The 19,875-nt window shown below is 44.7% G+C and carries 21 protein-coding genes; 13 read left to right on the forward strand and 8 right to left on the reverse strand.

All coding sequences use genetic code 11. The features are described from left to right. The first annotated feature begins 9 nt into the window (after positions 1–9). Both BMY75_RS06300 and BMY75_RS06305 read left to right on the forward strand, forming a co-directional pair. Complete coding sequence (locus BMY75_RS06300; protein ID WP_081350462.1) at positions 10–435, forward strand: Mini-ribonuclease 3; 426 nt, start codon at positions 10–12, stop codon at positions 433–435. Between the two features lie 5 nt (positions 436–440). Then, a complete protein-coding gene (locus BMY75_RS06305; RefSeq protein WP_074831310.1) occupies positions 441–1,184 on the forward strand; it encodes a YebC/PmpR family DNA-binding transcriptional regulator in 744 nt (247 codons plus the stop codon). 107 nt (positions 1,185–1,291) lie between these two features. On the opposite strand, the gene BMY75_RS06310 is transcribed toward BMY75_RS06305, so the two are convergent. Next, positions 1,292–2,785: a WG repeat-containing protein gene (locus BMY75_RS06310; protein WP_074831313.1), complete on the reverse strand. Its 1,494-nt coding sequence runs from the start codon at positions 2,783–2,785 to the stop codon at positions 1,292–1,294. A gap of 350 nt (positions 2,786–3,135) precedes the next feature. Between BMY75_RS06310 and BMY75_RS06315 the strand changes: the two genes are divergently transcribed. From BMY75_RS06315 to BMY75_RS06325, 3 genes are all read left to right on the forward strand, one after another. Continuing rightward, the gene (locus BMY75_RS06315) at positions 3,136–4,374 is read left to right on the forward strand and encodes a hemolysin family protein (RefSeq protein WP_074831316.1); all 1,239 of its coding nucleotides are present in this window, start codon (positions 3,136–3,138) and stop codon (positions 4,372–4,374) included. Beyond that, positions 4,375–4,872, forward strand: coding sequence for a hypothetical protein (locus BMY75_RS06320; protein WP_074831319.1), 498 nt, complete (start codon positions 4,375–4,377; stop codon positions 4,870–4,872). It abuts the gene before it with no gap. Between the two features lie 224 nt (positions 4,873–5,096). Next, on the forward strand, positions 5,097–5,429 hold the full coding sequence (locus tag BMY75_RS06325) for a hypothetical protein (RefSeq protein ID WP_074831322.1): 333 nt from the start codon (positions 5,097–5,099) through the stop codon (positions 5,427–5,429). 56 nt (positions 5,430–5,485) lie between these two features. Here the strand turns inward: BMY75_RS06325 and BMY75_RS06330 are convergent, their stop codons facing one another. Continuing rightward, positions 5,486–6,817 (reverse strand): fibronectin type III domain-containing protein, encoded by a 1,332-nt coding sequence (locus BMY75_RS06330; RefSeq protein ID WP_074831325.1) that lies wholly within the window; start codon positions 6,815–6,817, stop codon positions 5,486–5,488. Positions 6,818–7,141: 324 nt separating this feature from the next. On the opposite strand from BMY75_RS06330, the gene BMY75_RS06335 reads away from it, so the two are divergent. Continuing rightward, positions 7,142–8,209 (forward strand): branched-chain amino acid aminotransferase, encoded by a 1,068-nt coding sequence (locus tag BMY75_RS06335; protein ID WP_074831328.1) that lies wholly within the window; start codon positions 7,142–7,144, stop codon positions 8,207–8,209. 159 nt (positions 8,210–8,368) lie between these two features. Continuing rightward, entirely contained in the window at positions 8,369–8,809 is a 441-nt protein-coding gene (locus tag BMY75_RS06340) for a hypothetical protein (RefSeq protein ID WP_081350463.1), read from the forward strand. A 50-nt stretch (positions 8,810–8,859) separates the two neighbouring features. Here BMY75_RS06340 and mgtE read toward each other — a convergent pair whose 3' ends face one another. After that, on the reverse strand, positions 8,860–10,227 hold the full coding sequence (mgtE, locus tag BMY75_RS06345; protein ID WP_074831333.1) for a magnesium transporter: 1,368 nt from the start codon (positions 10,225–10,227) through the stop codon (positions 8,860–8,862). A 522-nt stretch (positions 10,228–10,749) separates the two neighbouring features. Here mgtE and cdaA point away from each other — a divergent pair. The 4 genes from cdaA to BMY75_RS06365 all read left to right on the forward strand — a co-directional run bounded on the left by cdaA (position 10,750) and on the right by BMY75_RS06365 (position 15,184). Then, complete coding sequence (gene cdaA / locus BMY75_RS06350) at positions 10,750–11,631, forward strand: diadenylate cyclase CdaA (protein WP_074831336.1); 882 nt, start codon at positions 10,750–10,752, stop codon at positions 11,629–11,631. After that, a complete protein-coding gene (locus tag BMY75_RS06355) occupies positions 11,619–12,965 on the forward strand; it encodes a CdaR family protein (protein WP_074831338.1) in 1,347 nt (448 codons plus the stop codon). Before cdaA ends, BMY75_RS06355 begins: the two co-directional genes overlap by 13 nt. A 61-nt stretch (positions 12,966–13,026) precedes the next feature. After that, on the forward strand, positions 13,027–14,616 hold the full coding sequence (locus BMY75_RS06360) for an NAD(P)/FAD-dependent oxidoreductase (RefSeq protein WP_074831341.1): 1,590 nt from the start codon (positions 13,027–13,029) through the stop codon (positions 14,614–14,616). A gap of 10 nt (positions 14,617–14,626) precedes the next feature. Beyond that, positions 14,627–15,184 (forward strand): HD domain-containing protein, encoded by a 558-nt coding sequence (locus tag BMY75_RS06365; protein ID WP_074831344.1) that lies wholly within the window; start codon positions 14,627–14,629, stop codon positions 15,182–15,184. Between the two features lie 43 nt (positions 15,185–15,227). Here the strand turns inward: BMY75_RS06365 and BMY75_RS06370 are convergent, their stop codons facing one another. From BMY75_RS06370 to BMY75_RS06390, 5 genes are all read right to left on the reverse strand, one after another. Beyond that, entirely contained in the window at positions 15,228–15,605 is a 378-nt protein-coding gene (locus tag BMY75_RS06370) for a metal-dependent transcriptional regulator (RefSeq protein WP_074831347.1), read from the reverse strand. Between the two features lie 195 nt (positions 15,606–15,800). Continuing rightward, a complete protein-coding gene (locus tag BMY75_RS06375) occupies positions 15,801–16,163 on the reverse strand; it encodes a hypothetical protein (RefSeq protein ID WP_074831350.1) in 363 nt (120 codons plus the stop codon). Between the two features lie 16 nt (positions 16,164–16,179). Continuing rightward, the gene (locus BMY75_RS06380; protein WP_074831353.1) at positions 16,180–16,491 is read right to left on the reverse strand and encodes a hypothetical protein; all 312 of its coding nucleotides are present in this window, start codon (positions 16,489–16,491) and stop codon (positions 16,180–16,182) included. Between the two features lie 125 nt (positions 16,492–16,616). Further along, entirely contained in the window at positions 16,617–16,874 is a 258-nt protein-coding gene (locus BMY75_RS06385) for a hypothetical protein (protein WP_074831356.1), read from the reverse strand. A 26-nt stretch (positions 16,875–16,900) separates the two neighbouring features. After that, on the reverse strand, positions 16,901–17,428 hold the full coding sequence (locus BMY75_RS06390; protein ID WP_074831359.1) for a helix-turn-helix domain-containing protein: 528 nt from the start codon (positions 17,426–17,428) through the stop codon (positions 16,901–16,903). A gap of 295 nt (positions 17,429–17,723) precedes the next feature. Between BMY75_RS06390 and BMY75_RS06395 the strand changes: the two genes are divergently transcribed. Together BMY75_RS06395 and BMY75_RS06400 are read left to right on the forward strand one after the other, a co-directional pair. Next, positions 17,724–18,476, forward strand: coding sequence for a hypothetical protein (locus tag BMY75_RS06395; RefSeq protein ID WP_074831362.1), 753 nt, complete (start codon positions 17,724–17,726; stop codon positions 18,474–18,476). Positions 18,477–18,778: 302 nt separating this feature from the next. Beyond that, the gene (locus BMY75_RS06400; protein ID WP_074831365.1) at positions 18,779–19,720 is read left to right on the forward strand and encodes a hypothetical protein; all 942 of its coding nucleotides are present in this window, start codon (positions 18,779–18,781) and stop codon (positions 19,718–19,720) included. Positions 19,721–19,875: the final 155 nt, after the last annotated feature.

The raw sequence follows: 19,875 nt of genomic DNA on the forward strand, positions 1-19,875 counted from the left end.
GTGACACTGATGCATATAGATATGACAGAGCGCGAGGCTAATCAGTACTCCCCTCTTGCCCTGGCTTTTCTGGGCGATTCAGTCTATGAACAGCTGGTAAGGGAGCGGATACTTCTTGCGGCAAATATGCCCGCCCACAAGCTTCACAAGCTGGCGGTGAGCAGAGTCTGCGCTGAGTATCAGTCGGAATGTGCGATGCTTTTACAGGAGCAGGGCGTACTTACCGAGAATGAAGCAGAGGTCTTCAAGCGCGGGCGCAATACCAAAGTTAATGCGCCGAAACATTCCACGATAGCTGAATACCGCAATGCTACGGGTCTGGAATGTTTATTCGGTTATTTATATTTGACAGCACAGCATGAACGAATCGATGTGCTGTTCAGTCTTTGCTGGGAACACGGTGAGGACGAATTCAACGAAAAGATCAAGGAGTGAATTTTATGTCAGGACATTCAAAGTGGGAAAATATCAAGAGGAAAAAGGGTGCTACCGACGCTGCGAGAGCTAAGATATTCACCAAGATAGGCAGAGAGATAGCAGTTGTAGTTAAGATGGGCGGTCCCGACCCCGCAGGTAATGCGAAGCTGAGAGACCTCATCGCTAAGGCTAAGGCTAACAACGTTCCCAACGACAACATAGACAGGATCATCAAGAAGGCTGCAGGCGACGGCGATAAGAACAACTACGAGTCAATGGTATACGAGGGCTACGGTCCTAACGGCGTTGCAGTTATCGTTGAGTGTCTGACAGACAACAAGAACAGAACTGCTGCCGATGTAAGAAGCTATTTCAGCAAGTTCGGCGGAAACATGGGCAACTCAGGCTGCGTATCCTATCTGTTCTCCGATGTTGGTACTGTTGTTATCGAGAACAACGGCGCTGACGAAGACAAGATCATGGACGACGTTTTCGAGGCTGGCGCTGATGACTTCAACGTTGATGACGATGTTGTTGAGATAGCTTGTGCACCCAACAGCGTTACTGCTGTAAGAGAAGCACTGGAAGGTCTGGGCTACAAGGTACTTTCCGCTGAGGCTGACAAGGTGCCTTCCACCTACGTTACCCTGACAGACGAGGATTCCATCAAGAAGATGGGTCTGCTTCTGGAGTATCTGGAGGACAACGACGACGTTCAGAACGTTTACCACAACTGGGAGAATATGCCTGTTGAGGAAGAAGACTGATATACTTCATAAATTCAGCCGACAGTTTTGTACTGTCGGCTTTTTCTTTAATCTTCATAAACCAAAAAATGACCGACAACGCATTACGCTGTCGGTCATGAATTTTTTTAGCCTATGCTCTCAAACATATTGCTCCATACCTGTTCGCCCTTGCTGTTGATAAGTCCATACTTATCATCGTCAACTTTTACAACAGCATAGCCATCGGAGTAGAAAGGAGATGCGGCCTTGTATTGATTGGGGATAACGACCTCGCCCTTATAATCGAGATAGCCGTACTTATCATTCAACTCAAATACCAGACGCTTTTTATCTTCGCCGAAGCTTATCCAGTCATACTGGGGTTCGCAGAGAACCTTGCCCTTTTTGTTGATGATGCCGTATCTATTATTATCCTTTTTTTTGGAATAAGTAGATACGATAGCCACGCCGTTATGAAAAACGCTGGCGGAATCGTACTGAGGATTTACGGTATAGTTTCCCTTCTTGTCGATATAACCATACTTGCGGGAACCGTCTATCCTTACTGAGACAGGTGCGAGACCTTCCACAAAGTGTTCAGCGGAATCAAATTGGGGATTGATAACGTACTCGCCCTTCTTGTTGATGTAGCCGTACTTCATATCATAATCGCCGTCTTTAACGCCTACTACAGCCATGCCGTCACAGAAAAGACTTGCATAATCGTACTGGGCTGAGATAACTTCCTTGCCCCTGCTGTTGATATAGCAATACTTGCCTGTTTCTGTTTTCAGGGGAATAGTCTTCCAGTCCTGCTTAACATCGGTATTGCCCCAGGTATCGTTAAACAGCGGGCAAATGATATACTCATTATCGGGCTCATCGAATCTTGTTTCGCTTATCTTCTTACCCTTCTTATTGCAGAGCGACCAGTAATCTCCGCTTGAATCCTGGATAAGGAACATATCATATCCGATATAGAAGATCTCATCTTCCTTATACTGGGGATTGATGATGTATTCGCCCTTCTTATTGATGAAGCCTGCGTAATCGCCTACAACTACTTCTGCTATGCCATCCTTAAACTTTGAAGCTTCTTGATACTGAAAATTTATAACTGTTTCGCCCTTTTCGTTTATGTAACCCCAACGGTAGCCTTCACTGACCATTGTGGTAACACAGGCAAGGCCCTCGGAGAAATCCTCGGCAGAATCATACATGGGAGTTATAGCGATCTCTCCTTTTTCATTGAGGTAGCCGTAGTCACCATCTGAACGGAATGGCACCAGACCATCATGGAAGAGGGAATTATCGGAAGAACCGCCCGAAGAAATAAGGGATACAACACCAACGATAGCCGCTATCGCTACAACTGCTGCACCTGCAACTATACCTATCTTCTTGATCTGCTTTTTATCAAGTGGCTTTTTAACAGCTGCCGCTGCTGCGGGCTGAATAACGGGCTGCTGAGGGATAGGTGCCTGCTGCTGTATGGGAGCTTGCTGCTGTATAGGTGCCTGAGGTACAGACTCCTGAGGGATCACAGGCTGAACATTAGGCTGGGCTGCAACCTTAGTGCCGCAGTTAGGGCAAAAGCTGAGACCATCAGCGACCTGATTACCACAATTCGTACAAAACATAGTAAAGATCCTCCTGTCAGATGAACTTATAGTTTACCAAAAAAATTTTATTGTGACAGATAAAAACCTAAGATTATTAACATCTATCACAATAATTCTACATTATTATATCATATCCCACTTTATATGTCAAGAATTTTAAGTTAAGGAAGATAATTAAGTAATAATTACAGCGAAATCAGCAAAAATCATATGAAATAAATGATACGAATTATTGGAATTATATGTATACTCTCGCTTTATACTGTGATTATTCTCGTATTTGCTTAATAATCTCTTTACTTTTGTGAAAAAGTATGCTATTATATAAAGGATACAAAGTAAAGACTGAAAGGATGATCGTTTCTTTTATGGACATTGCTTTGATAGCCTTGCTGCTGATACTTTCGGCAGTGTGTTCGGCTACCGAGACCGCCTTTTCCTCATGCAACAGGATAAGGCTGAAAAAAATGGCTGATTGTGGAAGCAAGAGTGCCGCTAAGGCGCTGTACATCTGTGAGAACTTCGATAACGCGCTGACTGCCATACTCATCGGCAACAATGTGGTGAATATTGCGTCTTCGGCGCTGGCTACGGTGTTTTTCACCGAGAAGTTCGGCTCGGGCAGCGTTGGTATCGCGACTGCGGTTATGACGGTGCTGGTGCTTATCTTCGGTGAGATACTGCCTAAAAGTCTGGCTAAGGAGAATGCGGAAAGCTTCTCGGTGCTGATGGCGGCTCCCCTGGTAGCTTTCATGTTCATCACTACCCCGCTGATATGGCTGTTCACGGGTATAAAAAAGGGTGTCGTAAAGCTGGTGGGCTCAAACAACGAAGCGCCCTCCGTTACCGAGGAAGAGCTTAAATACATCATAGAAGAGATAGAGGACGAGGGCGTGCTGGAAGAGCAGGAATCCGACCTTGTGCGCTCGGCGCTGGATTTCGATGAGATAACCATAAGCAGTATCTTCGTGCCGCGAGTGAGCATCGAGGCTGTGGAACTTGAAGATGACATCGAGGAGATAAAGGAGCTTTTCTTTAAAACCAGGTATTCCAGACTTCCTGTTTACGAAAAAGACATCGACCACATAATCGGTGTGATACATCAGGCGGATTTCTTTGAGATGTATGTATCAAAGGGCAAAAATGATATCGCCAAGATACTGGGCGAACCTATATACATAACCGAGAGCAAAAAGATATCGGAGACCCTGAAGCTGATGCAGAAAGAAAAGGTACATATGGCAGTGGTTGTCGATCAGTACGGCGGAACTGCGGGCATATGCACCCTTGAAGATATCATCGAGGAGCTTGTTGGTGAGATATATGACGAGAGCGATGAGGAAGATACTTCCTTTGTAAAGCTTTCGGATAATTCCTGCGAGGTATCGGCTGAACTTTCCATCTCGGATTTTCTGGAAAGATGGGAGCTTGACGAGAATGCCATAGAAACGGAAAGACATTCTGTGGGCGGCTGGATAATGGAGCTGCTGGACAGGATACCCGAAGAGGGGGAAAGGATATTCTCGCCGCCCTTTGAGATGGAGATACATATGCAGGACGAACAGAAGATCGGTCGTGTAAAAATAACATTTACGGAGGAAAAATAAATGCCAATCAAGATAAAACGCCCCGAGCTTAAACCCCGGGAAAAGAGCTTTTGTGTAAGTACGCTGTTGTGCACGGTCATATCGGTGCTGTTCACGGTGGAGCTTTTCACAATGATGCGCAGGATATTAGAAACGGAAAGCAAGGTGATGACCTGCGCAGTGTTTGCGGGATACTTGCTGTTTTTCACCATGTGCATAGTTTGTCTGTGCAAGGGAGCTTCGGCTTACAAGTACGAGGACAGCATGGGAGCCTTAGGAAAAAGCCTGATATATTCGGTGCTTATAGTGATATGTCTGATAAATCTGAGGTTCGCCCTTGCAATGGTATTCTATGTTTTCGGTAAGGGCAATATCGCAGACAAGATCATGGACAAAGATCACCAGACTTTCATCACAGAACAGTTCGTCCCATGGATGGCTATGTTTATAGGACTTCTGCTTGCTGATGTTATGGGCATATACAGCGCATGGAAGCTGATCAAATATCAGAAAAAATAAGATATTCAGCCCCGCGGACGATTAAAAGTCTGCGGGGCTTTTGATATAGGCAGATATGATTTGTAATGAATGTCAAATATTGTTCACAAAATAACATGGTTGTTGTTCAAAGAAATTAAAAATATTTTCAACAATAGCTATTCTCTTGACATTTGGCGGTATAAATGTTAAACTGCTATAGTAAATGCAGATGATTCTGCGGTAAAACAAGGAGGTAAGAAAAAATGAAAAAGTTTGTAGCAATGATCATGGTTGCAGTAATGTGCTGCTTTATGCTTACAAGCTGCGGCGACAGCAAGTATGTTGGCACATGGAAGTCTGAATCTGAAGAGGTTGGCATGACTATCACACTTGAAAAGGATCACACTGCAAAGATGGCATTCGGTGGCATCGAGTCAGGTGAGGAAGACAAGATCGAGTGGGAAGTTAAGGACAAGAAGATCATCCTCAAGGATGGCACAGGCAAGGACGACTCTACAATGGAATTCGACATCGTTGACAGCAAGACTATCGCGATGACTGAAAGCGGTCTGACCGTTAACTTCAAAAAACAGTGATCAGAGTTTTCTGAATATGAAAAGCCTTTCGTGTTTGACGAAAGGCTTTTTTGTTATCACTTTGTTTTTATTGCCGCAAGACGGTTCCTTATATTGCTGTAGCCCGTGAAGGGTGCCATCAGCTTTTTGTTCATTATATAATGGGAATTGTATGAATACGGAGCTGTCTCCTCGTAGGTGGCGCATACGAAATACCAGTCGCCGTCGGTGCCGTAGTTATAGGAATCCATGACATAATCAGTGCCGTTTATGGTAACTTCGCACCAGAAATGCTGCCACTTGTTATCAAGGGATGTACCGCGCCAGCCCTGGATAACTCTTGCATCGTAACCCAGATATCTCATAACCGCGCATATGGTCGAGTTATACTGTATGCACTGTCCTACCTTGTAATTGAAGCAGTTGTCAACATGGCTCCTGTTCCATATCTCGCTGTATGCGGGTCCGTGGTAGCCGTCAGCGTATGAGATATTCTTGTTCAGCCACTGAACGGTATAGTCAAGGAACTCACCAACAGACATATCCGATTTATAGTGTGCATCTACAAAGCGCTTGATGGTCGCCATATCTTCATCGCTGATGGTGATGAGGGTCTTGGTCTCTTTGGAATCCTGACGGTTGCACTCGTAGTAGGTATTTTTCGCTGATGTGCGCTTTGCACTGTCCAGCCTTTCTATGAGGTACTTACTGCTTTTTCTGTAGGGGAAATCGGATTCTGTACTGATATCAGCGGTGGAGTAACTGCTGTAGACAAGAGTGCCGTCGGCTGATTTTACAAAGGCTCTCACCCTGACGGTGTAAGATGTTTCCGCTTTCAGACCTGTGATATCGTAGGAAGTGGTGTTGGCAGAGTTTATCTTCTTGGAAGAACTCCAGGAACCACCGCTTTTCTTGTAGCTTACCTCATAGCCGCTGCACTTGATCTTAATCCAGCTGAAGGTGAGACTGCTCGTATCGGCAAAAGTATTCGTGATCTTTGGTGCTGAGGGCTTGGTGCAGGCTGATATCTCACTGCTCCTGCCGCTCATGATACGCTTGCCGCTATAAGACTTATACGCCACAATATAGTACTTATAGGATGTACCTGCTGTGACCTTTTTATCGGTATAATTAGTAGCTACCGAATTAGCAATGCCCACTTTGATCCATGCCGGTGCAAATGAGGACCATCTGTAAATATAGTATCCATTTGCTCCGCTGACCTTATCCCAGCTGATGGTTATAGATTTATCGGTAGAGGAATAGGTGGTCTTCGCTGTTGGGGCTTTTGAAGAAGACGTACTGTATGAAGCGGACTGTCCTGCTGCGGACACAGGGAACGCTGACAGACTGCTGCCGACGGTAACTGCCGCCATAACAAGAGCTGCTGCTCTGATCTTAAAACTCATTATTTATCACTCCGTTTATATTTGATCGATTTAGCACATAAATATAGTCTATAATATACAACTTTTTTACTAATTTGTCAAGTAGCGAAAAAACATCGGGATCGGAGATAAAAATGGCGGGAAAAGATCTTGTGAATATTTGTAAAATCGAACTGCAAAAAAATCCAAGCCGATAGGCTGTTAAGCGGATTCTTCGTGAGGTGATATCGCATTTTTGCAGGAAAAAATCAGAAATATTTCAAGAAATGTCATTTTACCCCTTGAAAAATCAGAGAAAGTGTATTATAATAGTAACAGATCAATTTTTAAGAAAGAAGGATCACTATGGAAATCAAAATCGAACTGACCAAAACTCCTAAGGCTAAGCCTACTGATGAGACTAAGCTTGGCTTCGGTCACGTATTCACAGACCATATGTTTGTTATGAACTATGACACAGGCAAGGGCTGGCACGATGCACGCATCGTTCCTTTTGACAATGTTACACTGTCCCCTGCTGCGATGTGCCTGCACTATGGTCAGGAGATCTTTGAAGGTCTTAAGGCTTACAGAACTGCTGACGGCAGCGTTCAGCTGTTCAGACCCGACGAGAACTACAAGAGAATGAACGTTTCTGCTGAGAGAATGGTAATCCCTCAGATCGACGAGGAATTCATGGTAGAAGCTACCAAGAAGCTGGTCGAGATTGAGAAGGACTGGGTACCTCACACCGACGGTGCTGCTCTGTACATCAGACCTTTCATTTTTGCTGTAGATCCTTATGTAGGCGTTAGACCTGCAGATCACTATCTGTTCATGATTATCCTCTCACCCTCAGGCGCTTACTACTCCACAGGTCTGAACCCTGTTAAGATCTATGTTGAGCAGAAGTATGTAAGAGCGGTACGCGGCGGCACAGGTTTCGCAAAGACTGCTGCTAACTACGCTATCTCCCTGAAGGGTCAGGACGAGGCTCACAATCAGGATTACGAGCAGGTTCTGTGGCTTGACGGTGTTGAGCAGAAGTACATCGAGGAAGTTGGTTCGATGAACATATTCTTCGTTATCGACGGCGAAGTTGTTACACCTCAGCTGACAGGTTCCGTACTCCCCGGCATCACCAGAAAGTCTGCACTTGAGGTATGCAAGAGCAAGGGTATCCCATGTTCTGAAAGACGCATCACCATCGAGGAAGTTGCCAAGGCTTATGACGAGGGCAAGCTGGACGAGGTATTCGGCACAGGTACTGCTGCTGTTATCTCCCCTGTTGGCCACCTGAAGTGGGGCGACAAGGTAATGACTATCAACGATAACAAGATAGGCAAGATCTCCCAGATGCTGTATGATACAATGACAGGTATCCAGTGGGGCAAGATCCCCGATACTTTCGGCTGGACCGTTAAGATCGACTGATAAATATCTGAGCGCTGCACGAGTGTGGAGCGCTCTTTTTATAATATGTATATTATCCGCAAAATATGCTCATGACGGGGTGATGCACAGATGAACACGATATGTTTTAAAGACTATGCTGACGAAGACTGTCTCCATATTCAAAACGGAAGCACTTCGATGTTAATAAATATACTTTGCCTAAGCGGCGGACGGCTTGCCGAAACGGAAAGCCAGAAGCGCTTGATGGTTTTTCTGGCGGAGAAAAATCAAAGCGTTGTCGGGATAGGAACTGTGGGTTTTAATATAGTTGATATTCCCTGGGACAGGCGCAGTTTCCATGAGGACAAAGCATTTATGCTGAGGGTCATCGAGGGAGCGAAAAACAAGCTGGGCTGGGAGACTCTTGGGTATTCACCCAACGAGGAATATGCAGAAAAATTCCTTGGAACATTCAGGAAACTGATAGAGCGCATGACCACCGATGATATCATCGATGCTTCGCTGGATGAATGGCTTTCGGAAGCCGATGAGAATGATCCCGTGAAGTGCGGTTTTCCGAAATGCGCGGTGCATGATACATATCTGAGCGTCCACGGTTGTCAGGTATGTACTGACTGAATATAACAAAAAGCCGCGGCTTATCAACAGGTAAGCTGCGGCTTGGTTATTTATTTGATATCGAATACTATAGTCGCCAGAATGAAGAACATAAGAGTTGAACAGGTATCGACTATTGTTGTGATGAGGGGAGCTGCCATTATGGCTGGGTCGAGTTTCAGCTTCTTGGCTGCCATGGGAAGCATGGCGGCTATCAGCTTTGAAAGTATGACCGTCAGCAGAATGGCGGCGCTTACGGTGAATGCCAGTTTGTAACAGTTCACCGAGGTATCGTTATGGTATACAAGTATTATCCTGCCTGCGTTTACTACGGAAAGCAGTATGCCGCAGACTATGGCTATGCGGAATTCCTTGAATATGACTTTAAAGAAATCACGCATATTTATCTCACCCAGCGCCATACCTCTGATAACGAGGGTGGAAGTCTGGGAACCGCAGTTACCGCCTGTACCGCTGAGCATGGAAAGGAATGACACCAGCACGGGCACTGCCGCGAAAGCTTCCTGATAGTGGTTTACCACCGCGCCTGTAAGCGTAGCGGAAAGCATCAGCACCAGAAGCCACATTATCCTGTTTTTGGCGTGAGCGAAAACAGAGGTCTTGAAATAGGATTCCTCACTGGGGGCTACGGCTGCCATTTTCGAGAAGTCCTCGGTGGTCTCCTCTTCGATAACGTCCATGGCATCATCGTAGGTGATGATACCCACAAGGCGCATATCCTTATCCACAACGGGCATAGCCGCGAAGTCATACTTAGCCATTTTTGTAGCAACAAGTTCTCGGTCTTCAAGGGTGCTCACGGTGATGATGTTCGTCTCCATGATATCCTCTATCTTATCCTGCTCATCGGCTGTGATAAGGTCAAGGAGAGAAAGTACTCCTATCAGCACACGGCTCTCGGTAACATAAAGGGTATATACCGTTTCCTTGACAACGCCCACATGGCGTATCCATTCAAGGGCTTCCTTTACGGTATAATCCTTTTTCAGGTAGACATACTCGGTGGTCATTACCGAACCTGCACTGTCCTTTGGGTATTTGAGTATCTGGTTTATCTGTTTTCTGGTCTCGGCATCTGCCGACTTGATTATCCTCGCCACAACGTTGGCGGGCATTTCTTCGATGATGTCAACGGTATCATCGACATACAGGTCATCGACGACTTCCTGAAGCTCCTTATCCGAGAAAGCATTTATGAGCATCATCTGCATATCGCTGTCCATATAGGCAAATACGTCGGCGGCGATATCTTTGTTTAAAAGCCTGAAAAGCAGAGTAAGGTCGCGCTTATCGGCTTCATGGTCATCATGGAACCGCTGGAGCAGAGAAGCCACATCGGCTTCGTTCATCTCAATGAATATCCCGCGGATACTCTTGAAATCACGCTCTGTCAGCAGCTGTAAAACTTTTTCATACATATCTATCCCTCCAAAATGTCAAGGGCTACCATGCACGAATCATGCTTTTTATAGTAATGACAGTTTTTCATTTACTATTGCTGCCGCGGGTCAAAAAATATGCACAGGCAGAAAACGCCTGCTCACGGCAGCAAAGCACGTTCGGCAATTATCGGCATCGTCCACTTGTACACACTCCTTCATATAATATAGTATCTGCTCCCATTCGGGAGGACTTTTGTGCTTATCGCACATACATATTTATTATACGCCGAAATTGTATTTTTGTCAACGAAATACAGTAAATTGTACCGAAATTTTAACCTTTTGAAACATACTTTATCCGACAGACAGGGTACAGAGGAGGATCATACGGCGTATCAAGGGGCTTATCTGTCTTTGTAACAAGTGTGTAAAATTATTGGCAGATTAGTTACAATTTGTATAAAAATTTTGGGCGTGAAGTCTTGTACTTTTTTATGGATTATGCTATAATATTAAAGAATGTAGAGTTCATTTACTTTTTTGCAAAGGGTGTGGAATATGCTTCAGACAATACAAGAGACCTTGAATTCAATATGGGGCGTGTTTCTCAATATACGTATTAACGATATTGTTGACATAATCATACTTTATTTTCTTATATACAACGGCATCAAGCTTATCCGTGAGACAAGGGCACAGCAGCTGACAAAAGGTATCGCGGTGCTGCTTGGCTGCTATGCGATAGCTTATCTGTTCAATCTGAACACTATGCGCTTTCTGCTGAAACTGTGTTTTCAGTGGGGCTTTCTTGCTCTTATCATACTTTTCCAGCCTGAACTTCGGCGTATGCTGGAAAAAGTCGGACGTACCAAGATAGCTGAACTCAGTTTTCTGAATCCGCAGGACGCTACCTCGGACGAGATGAAGTGGAGCAGTGCAATAGATGCTATCTGCGATGCGGCACAGAATCTTTCATCAAGCAAGACGGGTGCGCTGATAATCTGCGAGCGCAAGACAAAGCTTGGCGAACAGATAGCTACGGGTACTGTGCTGAACTGTACGCCATCCGTTGCTGTATTCGGAAATATTTTTTACCCCAATACCCCGCTGCATGACGGCGCGGTGATAGTCAGGGACGGTATAATACTTGCGGCGGGCTGTTTTCTGCCAAGGCCGCAGAAAGACGAGCTGATAAACAAGCAGCTGGGTTCAAGACACAGAGCTGCTATCGGCATGAGCGAGAACTCGGACGCACTGGTAATAGTCGTATCCGAGGAAACAGGTGCTATATCGGTGGCTGAGAACGGCGAGCTTACAAGAGGATATTCAAAGGAATCCCTCAAAAAGCTGCTGACTTCCTCGCTGATAACCGATAAGGAAGGCAGCTCGGGCAAAGAAAAATCTTTAGCAGGAAGGGTGTTCTCAAGATGGAAGAAGTAAAAGAAAACACCAAGAACACTCCGATATCCAAGAAGATAAAGAACATCAAGGACAAGGGCACAGACTTTTCCCTTAGGATACTGGCTTTTATCATCGCGGTGATAAGCTGGTTCATAATGTCCATAACTCAGTTCCCGACCATAAATAAGACCATCTCGGGAGTTCATGTGGATTTCAATATGGACGGCACGGCGGCTGAGGAAAAAGGTCTGGAGGCACTGAATTACAAGGATATCACTGTTGATGTTGAGATCAAGGGCATGAACTATGAGATAGGAACGTATACGGAAAACGATCTTAGCGCCACGGTGAATCTTAAAGATGTTACCAAAGAAGGCACTTACCTGCTGGATATCGATGTGAGGAGCAATCATACCACGGACAGATGCACGATAGTTTCGGTAACGCCTGACACCATTAAAGTGGATTTTGACAGGATAACTCAGAAGACTATCGAGGTAACCGCGGAAGCTCCGCTGGTTTCGGCGGAAGAAGGCTATACTCTTAACAAGACCTCGGTGACACCTGAGGAAATAACTATCAGCGGTCCCAAAAACGAGCTTGACAAGATAGACAGAGTATCGGCAAGGATATCGAAATCCAAAAAGCTTTCGGAGGATTCTTCGATGCAGGCTGAGGAACTGGTATTCTACGATGCTGACAGCAACAAACTGGACAGCTCGAAATTCACTGCAAACAGTGCTTCGGACTACAGTGTAAAGTTCGAGATATACAAAAAGAAAGTGCTGAAACTGTCGGTAAATATCACAGGTGCGCCTGATGGATTTGATGTATCTTCGCTGCCTATGAAGCTCTCTGAGGACAAGATCTCGGTGATAACGCCCCATCTGGACGATCCCGATGAGGAAGATCTTGAACTTGGTGATATCCCTCTGAGCAGCATTGACCTCAAAAGGGCATTCTCATTCAAGATACCTCAGAAGAACAAGGGCGAGGTCAATATGAGCGGCACTGATTCCGTAATCGTCAGCTTCGACAAAGAGGGTTACAGCTCAGCAACATTCACCCTTGATTCAGAGAATATAGAGCTTGTGGGAACTCCTACTGTATTCATCAGCGAGATCGACAACGAAAAGCTGCCGAATGTGGTGCTTTACGGGCCCACAGAGGTGATCGAGAGCATGACGGACGAAGATATCCACGCAAAGGTATCACTCAGTGATATAAAGGAGATAGGTTCCTACACCAAGGAAGCAACTATTTATGCAAAGGGTAAAAAGAACGTCTGGTGCTTCGGCACAAACGAGGTTCAGATCACGGTATCCAAACCAAAGACAGACGACAGCAGTTCTTCTGACTCTGAGCTCTCATAAAAAAATTATAAACAGCGGTTCGGCGCGGAAGATGTCGGACCGCTTTTTTGGAGGTACAGCAATGCCTGTTATTGTAAATCAGATAAGTTCCGCACTGGGGACAGATGAGAAAAGCGTCATAGAAACGGCAAGGAAAAAGCTTGGGATAGCACCCTCTGCCATACGCGGAGCGCATATATACAAGACCTCTCTCGATGCGAGAAAGAGGGGGAATATCCACTATGTACATTCGGTGATATTCACACTTGGCAGCAGTGATGAGGAAAAGCGACTGGCAGAAAAGGACATATCTTTCACCTATGCCGCGCCTGCGGGGTTCTCGCCTGTGATATCAAAAAACAAAGTCAAGGGACGTGTGGTCATCGCCGGATTCGGTCCTGCGGGAATGTTCTGCGGACTGGCGCTGTCGGAACAGGGATATCGCCCTATTATACTGGAACGCGGCGAATGCATCGAAGACCGTGTTGCTTCGGTGGAAAATTTCATGAGCACGGGTATACTAAATGAGGAATCGAACATACAGTTCGGCGAGGGCGGCGCAGGAACCTTCTCGGACGGAAAACTCACAACACGAATAAAAGACCCGCTTTGCAGATACGTGCTGGAGAGAATGGTGGGATTCGGTGCGCCGGAAGAGATACTCACAAAGGCAAAGCCCCACATCGGCACGGACAGGCTGAGAGGAGTTGTTAAGGCGATAAGAGAGCGTATTATCGAACTTGGAGGCGAGATAAGATTCGGAACGATGCTGGAAGATATCGAACTGAACGGCAGACAGGTTGAGGCTGTGCGCTTCAACGGCGGAAGAGAAGAAGTCTCTGCGGTGGTACTGGCGATAGGACATTCAGCACGAAACACCTTTGAGATGCTGCACAGGAAAGGCATTTTCCTTGAAGCAAAGCCTTTCTCAGTAGGTGCGAGAATTGAGCACAGACAGACTGAAGTAGACAAAAGTCTTTACGGCGAGTATGCAGGAAGTCCCATGCTGCCAAAGGGTGAATATCAGCTTTCACACCGCGACGGCAGCGGTCGGGCGGCTTACACTTTCTGTATGTGCCCTGGGGGTACGGTCGTTCCAGCGGCTTCGGAGAACGGCGGAACTGTCACCAACGGAATGAGCGTATTCGCCCGTGATGGCAAAAATGCGAATTCTGCACTGGTGGTATCTGTCACTCCCGATGATTTCGGCAGCAAGCCGCTTGACGGTATGTACTTTGCTAGGGAGATAGAGCAGAAAGCTTACAATTGCACAGGCAGCTATAAGGCTTGCGCTTCAAGCGTAAAAGGATTCCTTGATGGCAAAGCTGACCTTGACACGGATATCGAGCCCAGCTATTCACTTGGGGTGACTGCGGTGGATTATGAGAAGATCTTCCCCAAGCAGGTGACGGATATGATGCGCACGGGACTGAAAGTTTTTTCTCGTAAAATGAAGTGCTTCGGGGACGGAAAGGCACTGCTCTGCGCACCCGAAACGAGAACAAGTTCACCTGTGCGGATAACAAGAGACGGCGAAAGCATGACTTCCCTTTCCTGCGATAATCTCTATCCCTGCGGCGAGGGTGCGGGTTATGCAGGTGGAATAATGAGCGCGGCGGTCGATGGTCTTAACACGGCGCTGAAGATAATGGCTGAGATAGCACCTGATTAACGGAGGCAGTATGACACCAAAAGATTATCTTAAAATACTGCACACCGCAGAAAAATTGAAAGACACCACAAGGCACTGCACAACTTCAGGCAGACGTATCGAAAGTGTTGCAGAACACAGCTGGCGACTCGCGCTGATGTCGCTGATGCTTCATGGAGAATTTCCCGAAGCTGACATAAACAAGCTGACCGCCATGTGTTTAATTCACGATCTTGGCGAATGTTTTACGGGTGACATACCCACATTCATTAAGACTGATAAAGACAGAGAAAATGAGGACAGATTGCTTTCAGAATGGGTTGATTCTCTTCCTGCTGATATTTCTTGTGAATTCAAAGCATTATATCAAGAAATGGAAGAACAGAAAACAGTTGAAGCAAAACTGTTCAAGGCACTTGACAAGCTTGAAGCCCTTATACAGCACAACGAATCGCCCCTTGACACATGGTCTGAAAATGAACGTGAATTAAATCTGACTTACGGTGCTGATGCGGCGGCTTTCTCGGAATGGTTAACTGAACTCAGAAAAGAGATACTTGACGAAACTCTTGATAAACTCAGAAAATAAAAACGGCGGGGCATTACTGCTCCGCCGCGGGTTTTATTGGTCATTAGTCCACAAGACCTTTATCTTTTATAAACTTCTTGATTGCCGCATAGGTCTCATCGCTGAGGATATGTTCAACGCGGCAGGCATCCTTGGAAGCAGTAGCTTCGCTTACGCCCAGTGAAACGAACAGCTTGGAAAACAGCTTATGGCGCTCATACATTTTCTCAGCTATCTCCATACCTTTTTCTGTAAGTGTGATGTAGCCGTCCTTATCAACTGTAATATATCCGTTCTCGCGAAGATTTTTCATGGCAATGCTGACGCTGGGCTTGGAAAATTCAAGCTCGTTGACTATATCGATGCTTCTTACATCGCCCTTGCGTTCACTGATCATGAGTATGCTTTCAAGATAATTCTCGGCAGATTCCTGTATTTTCAAAGCTGCACCTCCGTTGTAATTAATTATATCATATATCATAACACATTTTTTCAATTTTTGCAAGTGGTACAAAAGAAATATTTGGAAGCAGGTGTCTGCGGGGATATTTCTGACTTAAAATATGCTATAAAACCAATGTCCCAAAGTGTTAACTGCACTTTGGGACATTGGTTTTTATTCGTATTCTTTCGCAGATCACGGCTTATCCTCGGATACAATATGCATATCCGGGTCATCGAGATCATGTGAAACATCATATACCGCTTTTTCCCATAGGTCAAGGCGGGCGTTATTTTCCATATCGGTAAGTATCTGACCTATCTCATCGATGTAACCGATGGCAAGGTAGTCTTTCAGGAATTGTATACCGATTTGATACGGGTCGTCTGGTTCTGATATCTTTTCAATAGCTTTATCCCAGTAATCAGCATAAGCGAGATCGGCTGGACTGCCCAGACTCATTCCGCCAAGCATCCCACCCAGCCAGTCGTGTTCTTCTGCGTTCCAGATGTTTTCAAGATAGCGAAAGAAAATTCGGTAGCCGAGAGTATTTTTCATTGAGATCTGTTCTCCTTTATGATACGATTTGGGTAAATGCCAGATACAGATATGGGCAGAAAGTCATTACTATATTATAGATAAACAGCTTGTTCCCGATTTGGATATGATGTTTTGTTCTCTCGTTTTTGAAGAAGAAAACATTGCAGATCATGCTCAGAATGATGTGAACAATACCTACAACAATCAGCGCACGATGCAACTTCAGGTCTTGAAATTTTCCGAAAACATTTGTAATATCATACATTATAATAATGAACCAGCCAAGCAGGTCATTAAGCAAAAATGCGATGATATCTATCGCGGTGATGGCTTTGCTGTTCTTCATTTTTTGTACCGCTCCTCTTTACGATTTTTGTTAGAATTTATTATATCACAACGGTGCAGAACTGTCAACAAAAAAGCCATAGTACTTCTGACAAACAGTCGAAATATGGCTTGAATTTTTTATTTTCAGTTTCTTTTCAGTGTGCCTGTGAACATTTTAGCCGAACGTATCAACATGGTCACGCCCATAACCGAGCAAACCGAGCCGATGGCTATGGAATGTTTCAGGATAACATAGATGCCTGCTGCTATCACAAAGATGCTTACTGCTATGCAGAGCATAAAAAATCCTGCACGGAGGATAACTCTTATCGGGCGCGGAACATATCTGCTGTTAAGAAAACCGATAACAAATTCTTCTGCTATATCTATGATGAAATCCATAATGTTGTTCTCCTTTATCTGTCATGTCAGATAAGGCTGCTGTAATATGCGCTGAGCTTTGCAGCGGCTTTTTTTATAAGTTGTTCAGCCTTATCGTGAGCGTTGATATCTGCAAAGATCCCTTGGGCTGAAAGCTCCTGTGCCTGCTTGGCAAGTTCTACTGCCCGCTGGAATGCGTTTATATCGTCATTCTCCGTAAGCTGTTCTGCCAGATGCAGGCAGGCTCTTGCTTTAAGTGCGGTGAACTCATCAATGTAGCCGTGGGGCGGTTCAGCCTTTACTATCTCCTCATAAACGCCTGCGGCGTAGAGGTTCCTGAGTTCGATATACCCCATCATACCGGCATCTGCCGCAGGGGTGGTATCGTAGGCTTCAAGCTGTATATCAAGCACTTTGCAGAGATATTCAAGGGTCTTCACTGAGGGCATTGCACTGCCGCTCTCTATCTGGCTGAGCATATTTCTGGTTATGAAATCGCCCACCACTTCATTCTGTGTCATTTTCTTGGCGAGGCGGGCTTCCTTTATAATACGTCCTATATTTTTAGCGTCCATTTGTTAGCCTCCTTTACGTGTCAATTTCATTTACATATAATATATCACACTTTTTGCAAAATTGCAATAGCTTTACAGAAATTTAACATATACATTTACCTCATAGGGTTATGTGATTTACGCAAAAGGTAAATGCAGAATGTTTTTCTATATAATAAAGGTATTATATATTATAATAAATCGATTCTGTAAAAATTTTTTTGAAAAACCCCTTGACAAAGTAAATGGTTTGGTGTATAATTAGGTAAATTAAATTTACAGCACATATTTACCTACGTAAAAGGAGGCGGGAAATATGATGGAAAGATTTGATATCTGGTGGAACGGGCTCAGCGGACTGCTGAAAGTGCTTTACTGCATCGCCTTTCCCTCAACAATGCTGCTGATACTGCAGACCCTGCTGGCGATGTTCGGTATGCACCACGGCGGACACGATGTAAGCGACACTTCCGGACTGGATATGCACACAGATGTGGGCGGACACAGCTTCGATATAGGACACGGCGCCGTTCACGATATAGGCGGACACCACGGTTTCGATATCCACGGCGGTCATCATGATATCGACGTACATCACGATATCGATGCACACCACGACGGCGACTTCCACGATCATTCTTATAATGACAGCGTGACAGACAGCTCGATGCACTTCTTCACTTTACAGACGATAGTTGCTTTCCTGACGGTATTCAGCTGGTCGTCCATAGTGCTGGTAGGTTCAAAGGTACCCAGCGTTGCGGCACTGCCTGTTGGAATACTGCTTGGTCTGGGAACGATGGTACTGGTAGCCAAGATGGTTCAGCTTTCAATGAAGCTTGCCGAAAACGGCACAGTTGACCTGAGAAACGCCATAGGCGAAAGCGCAACGGTCTATATCCCCTGTCCGCCGAAGAATCAGGGCATGGGCAAGATAACCATGACGCTTCAGGGACAGATGATGGAGCTGGGAGCTTTCAACGAGGGCGAAGAGATGCTGAAAACAGGCACCAAGGTAGTTGTGGTAGACGTTCGCGGCGACGATGTAATAGTAGAAAAAGACGCTTAGCAGGAAGTATACAAAAGAACTAAAGACAAAAGAAGAGACATAAAGACAAAACAAAGAGAGACAAAATTAATTGTGTAGAACAAAAGAAAGAAGACAGCAAGACGCTAAAAATAAACAAAAGAAAGAGACATAAAAGAGAGACAAAACAAACTGTGTAGAACAAAAGAAGGAAGACAGCAAGACGTAAAAAAGACAAAAGAAAGAGACATAAAAGAGAGACAATATCTTATGTGTAGAACAAAAGAAGGAAGACAGCAAGACGGCTTTTGATCAAGGTAAAAAAGAGAGAAGAGGTAATTTGAATGAAAACAAAAGCAAAAGCCGCACTGATATCCGCTGCAGCAATAGTTGGGGTAGCAGGAGGAATATGGCTGACATGGTGCAGAGGCATCGACTATGAGAAGAGATACAAGGAGCTCTTTGACAAGACTTTCAAGGGTGATTACAAGATAACCGTGACGAAAAGCGGATTAACTTATAATCCAAAAGCTCCGTTCAAAATACCTTTCAGATACAAGATTTATGATATCGAATATAAGGATAAAAACGGTAACGTTAGACATTTTGATCTCAACACCATGGCAGGTTATGAGAGTAGTGAATACGTAGATGAAAGCATTACCGATTACATAAAAAACAGATATAAAAAATCCGACTATTATGTAATGATATCTATTGTAAATGATATAAATGATATTGCAAGGAAAGATGCTAACTATAATGTAATCCCGGAATATTTTGATGTAAAATATGACCCGGATGTTTCATCATTAAGCGCTAAGGGCGACGGCTATGAAATAGTTGTATTTCCTTTTGAAATCAGTTCGCTTTATGTCGATGGATATGGTCAAAATGACGATAAAATAGCTGAGTACATATCTCCAGAAAACTGCCCTGTACTATCTGATATCGATCTGAGTTCAGCTGCAAAAAGCAAGACCTATATGCTGAGTGTCACTATCAACATAAACGATGAAACTAAATATGATATGATCGATGAATTAACGGAAAAGGCAGATGCTTTTTGCAAAGAATATACGGCAGCTTCAGACGTTGGGGGAAATTACAAATACATCGTCAGAACAATTAAAGGTGAAAAAGATGAAACTGAAATCATTGATAGTAACAACGTATTTGTAATAAACGGTGAAAAAGTTGACTTAGACCCAAATGGGACTAAAGCATATAATAAGTACAAAGATATGATTGTTGAAAAATGCGGATATAACACATCCGATGAATAAAGGAGAAGAACATGAAAAACATACTTCAGAAGTCCGTATACCGATATGAATCGGACGGCAAGCAGTTCACAGGAACATACCGATGTTAACCCCTGTTCCTGACAGAAAGATAAAGGAACATAGAACATAGAAAAAGACAACATCTCACATAAACC

It is taken from the genome of Hominimerdicola alba, assembly GCF_900109655.1.
In the GTDB taxonomy this organism is placed as follows: Bacteria; Bacillota; Clostridia; order Oscillospirales; family Ruminococcaceae; genus Hominimerdicola; species Hominimerdicola alba_B.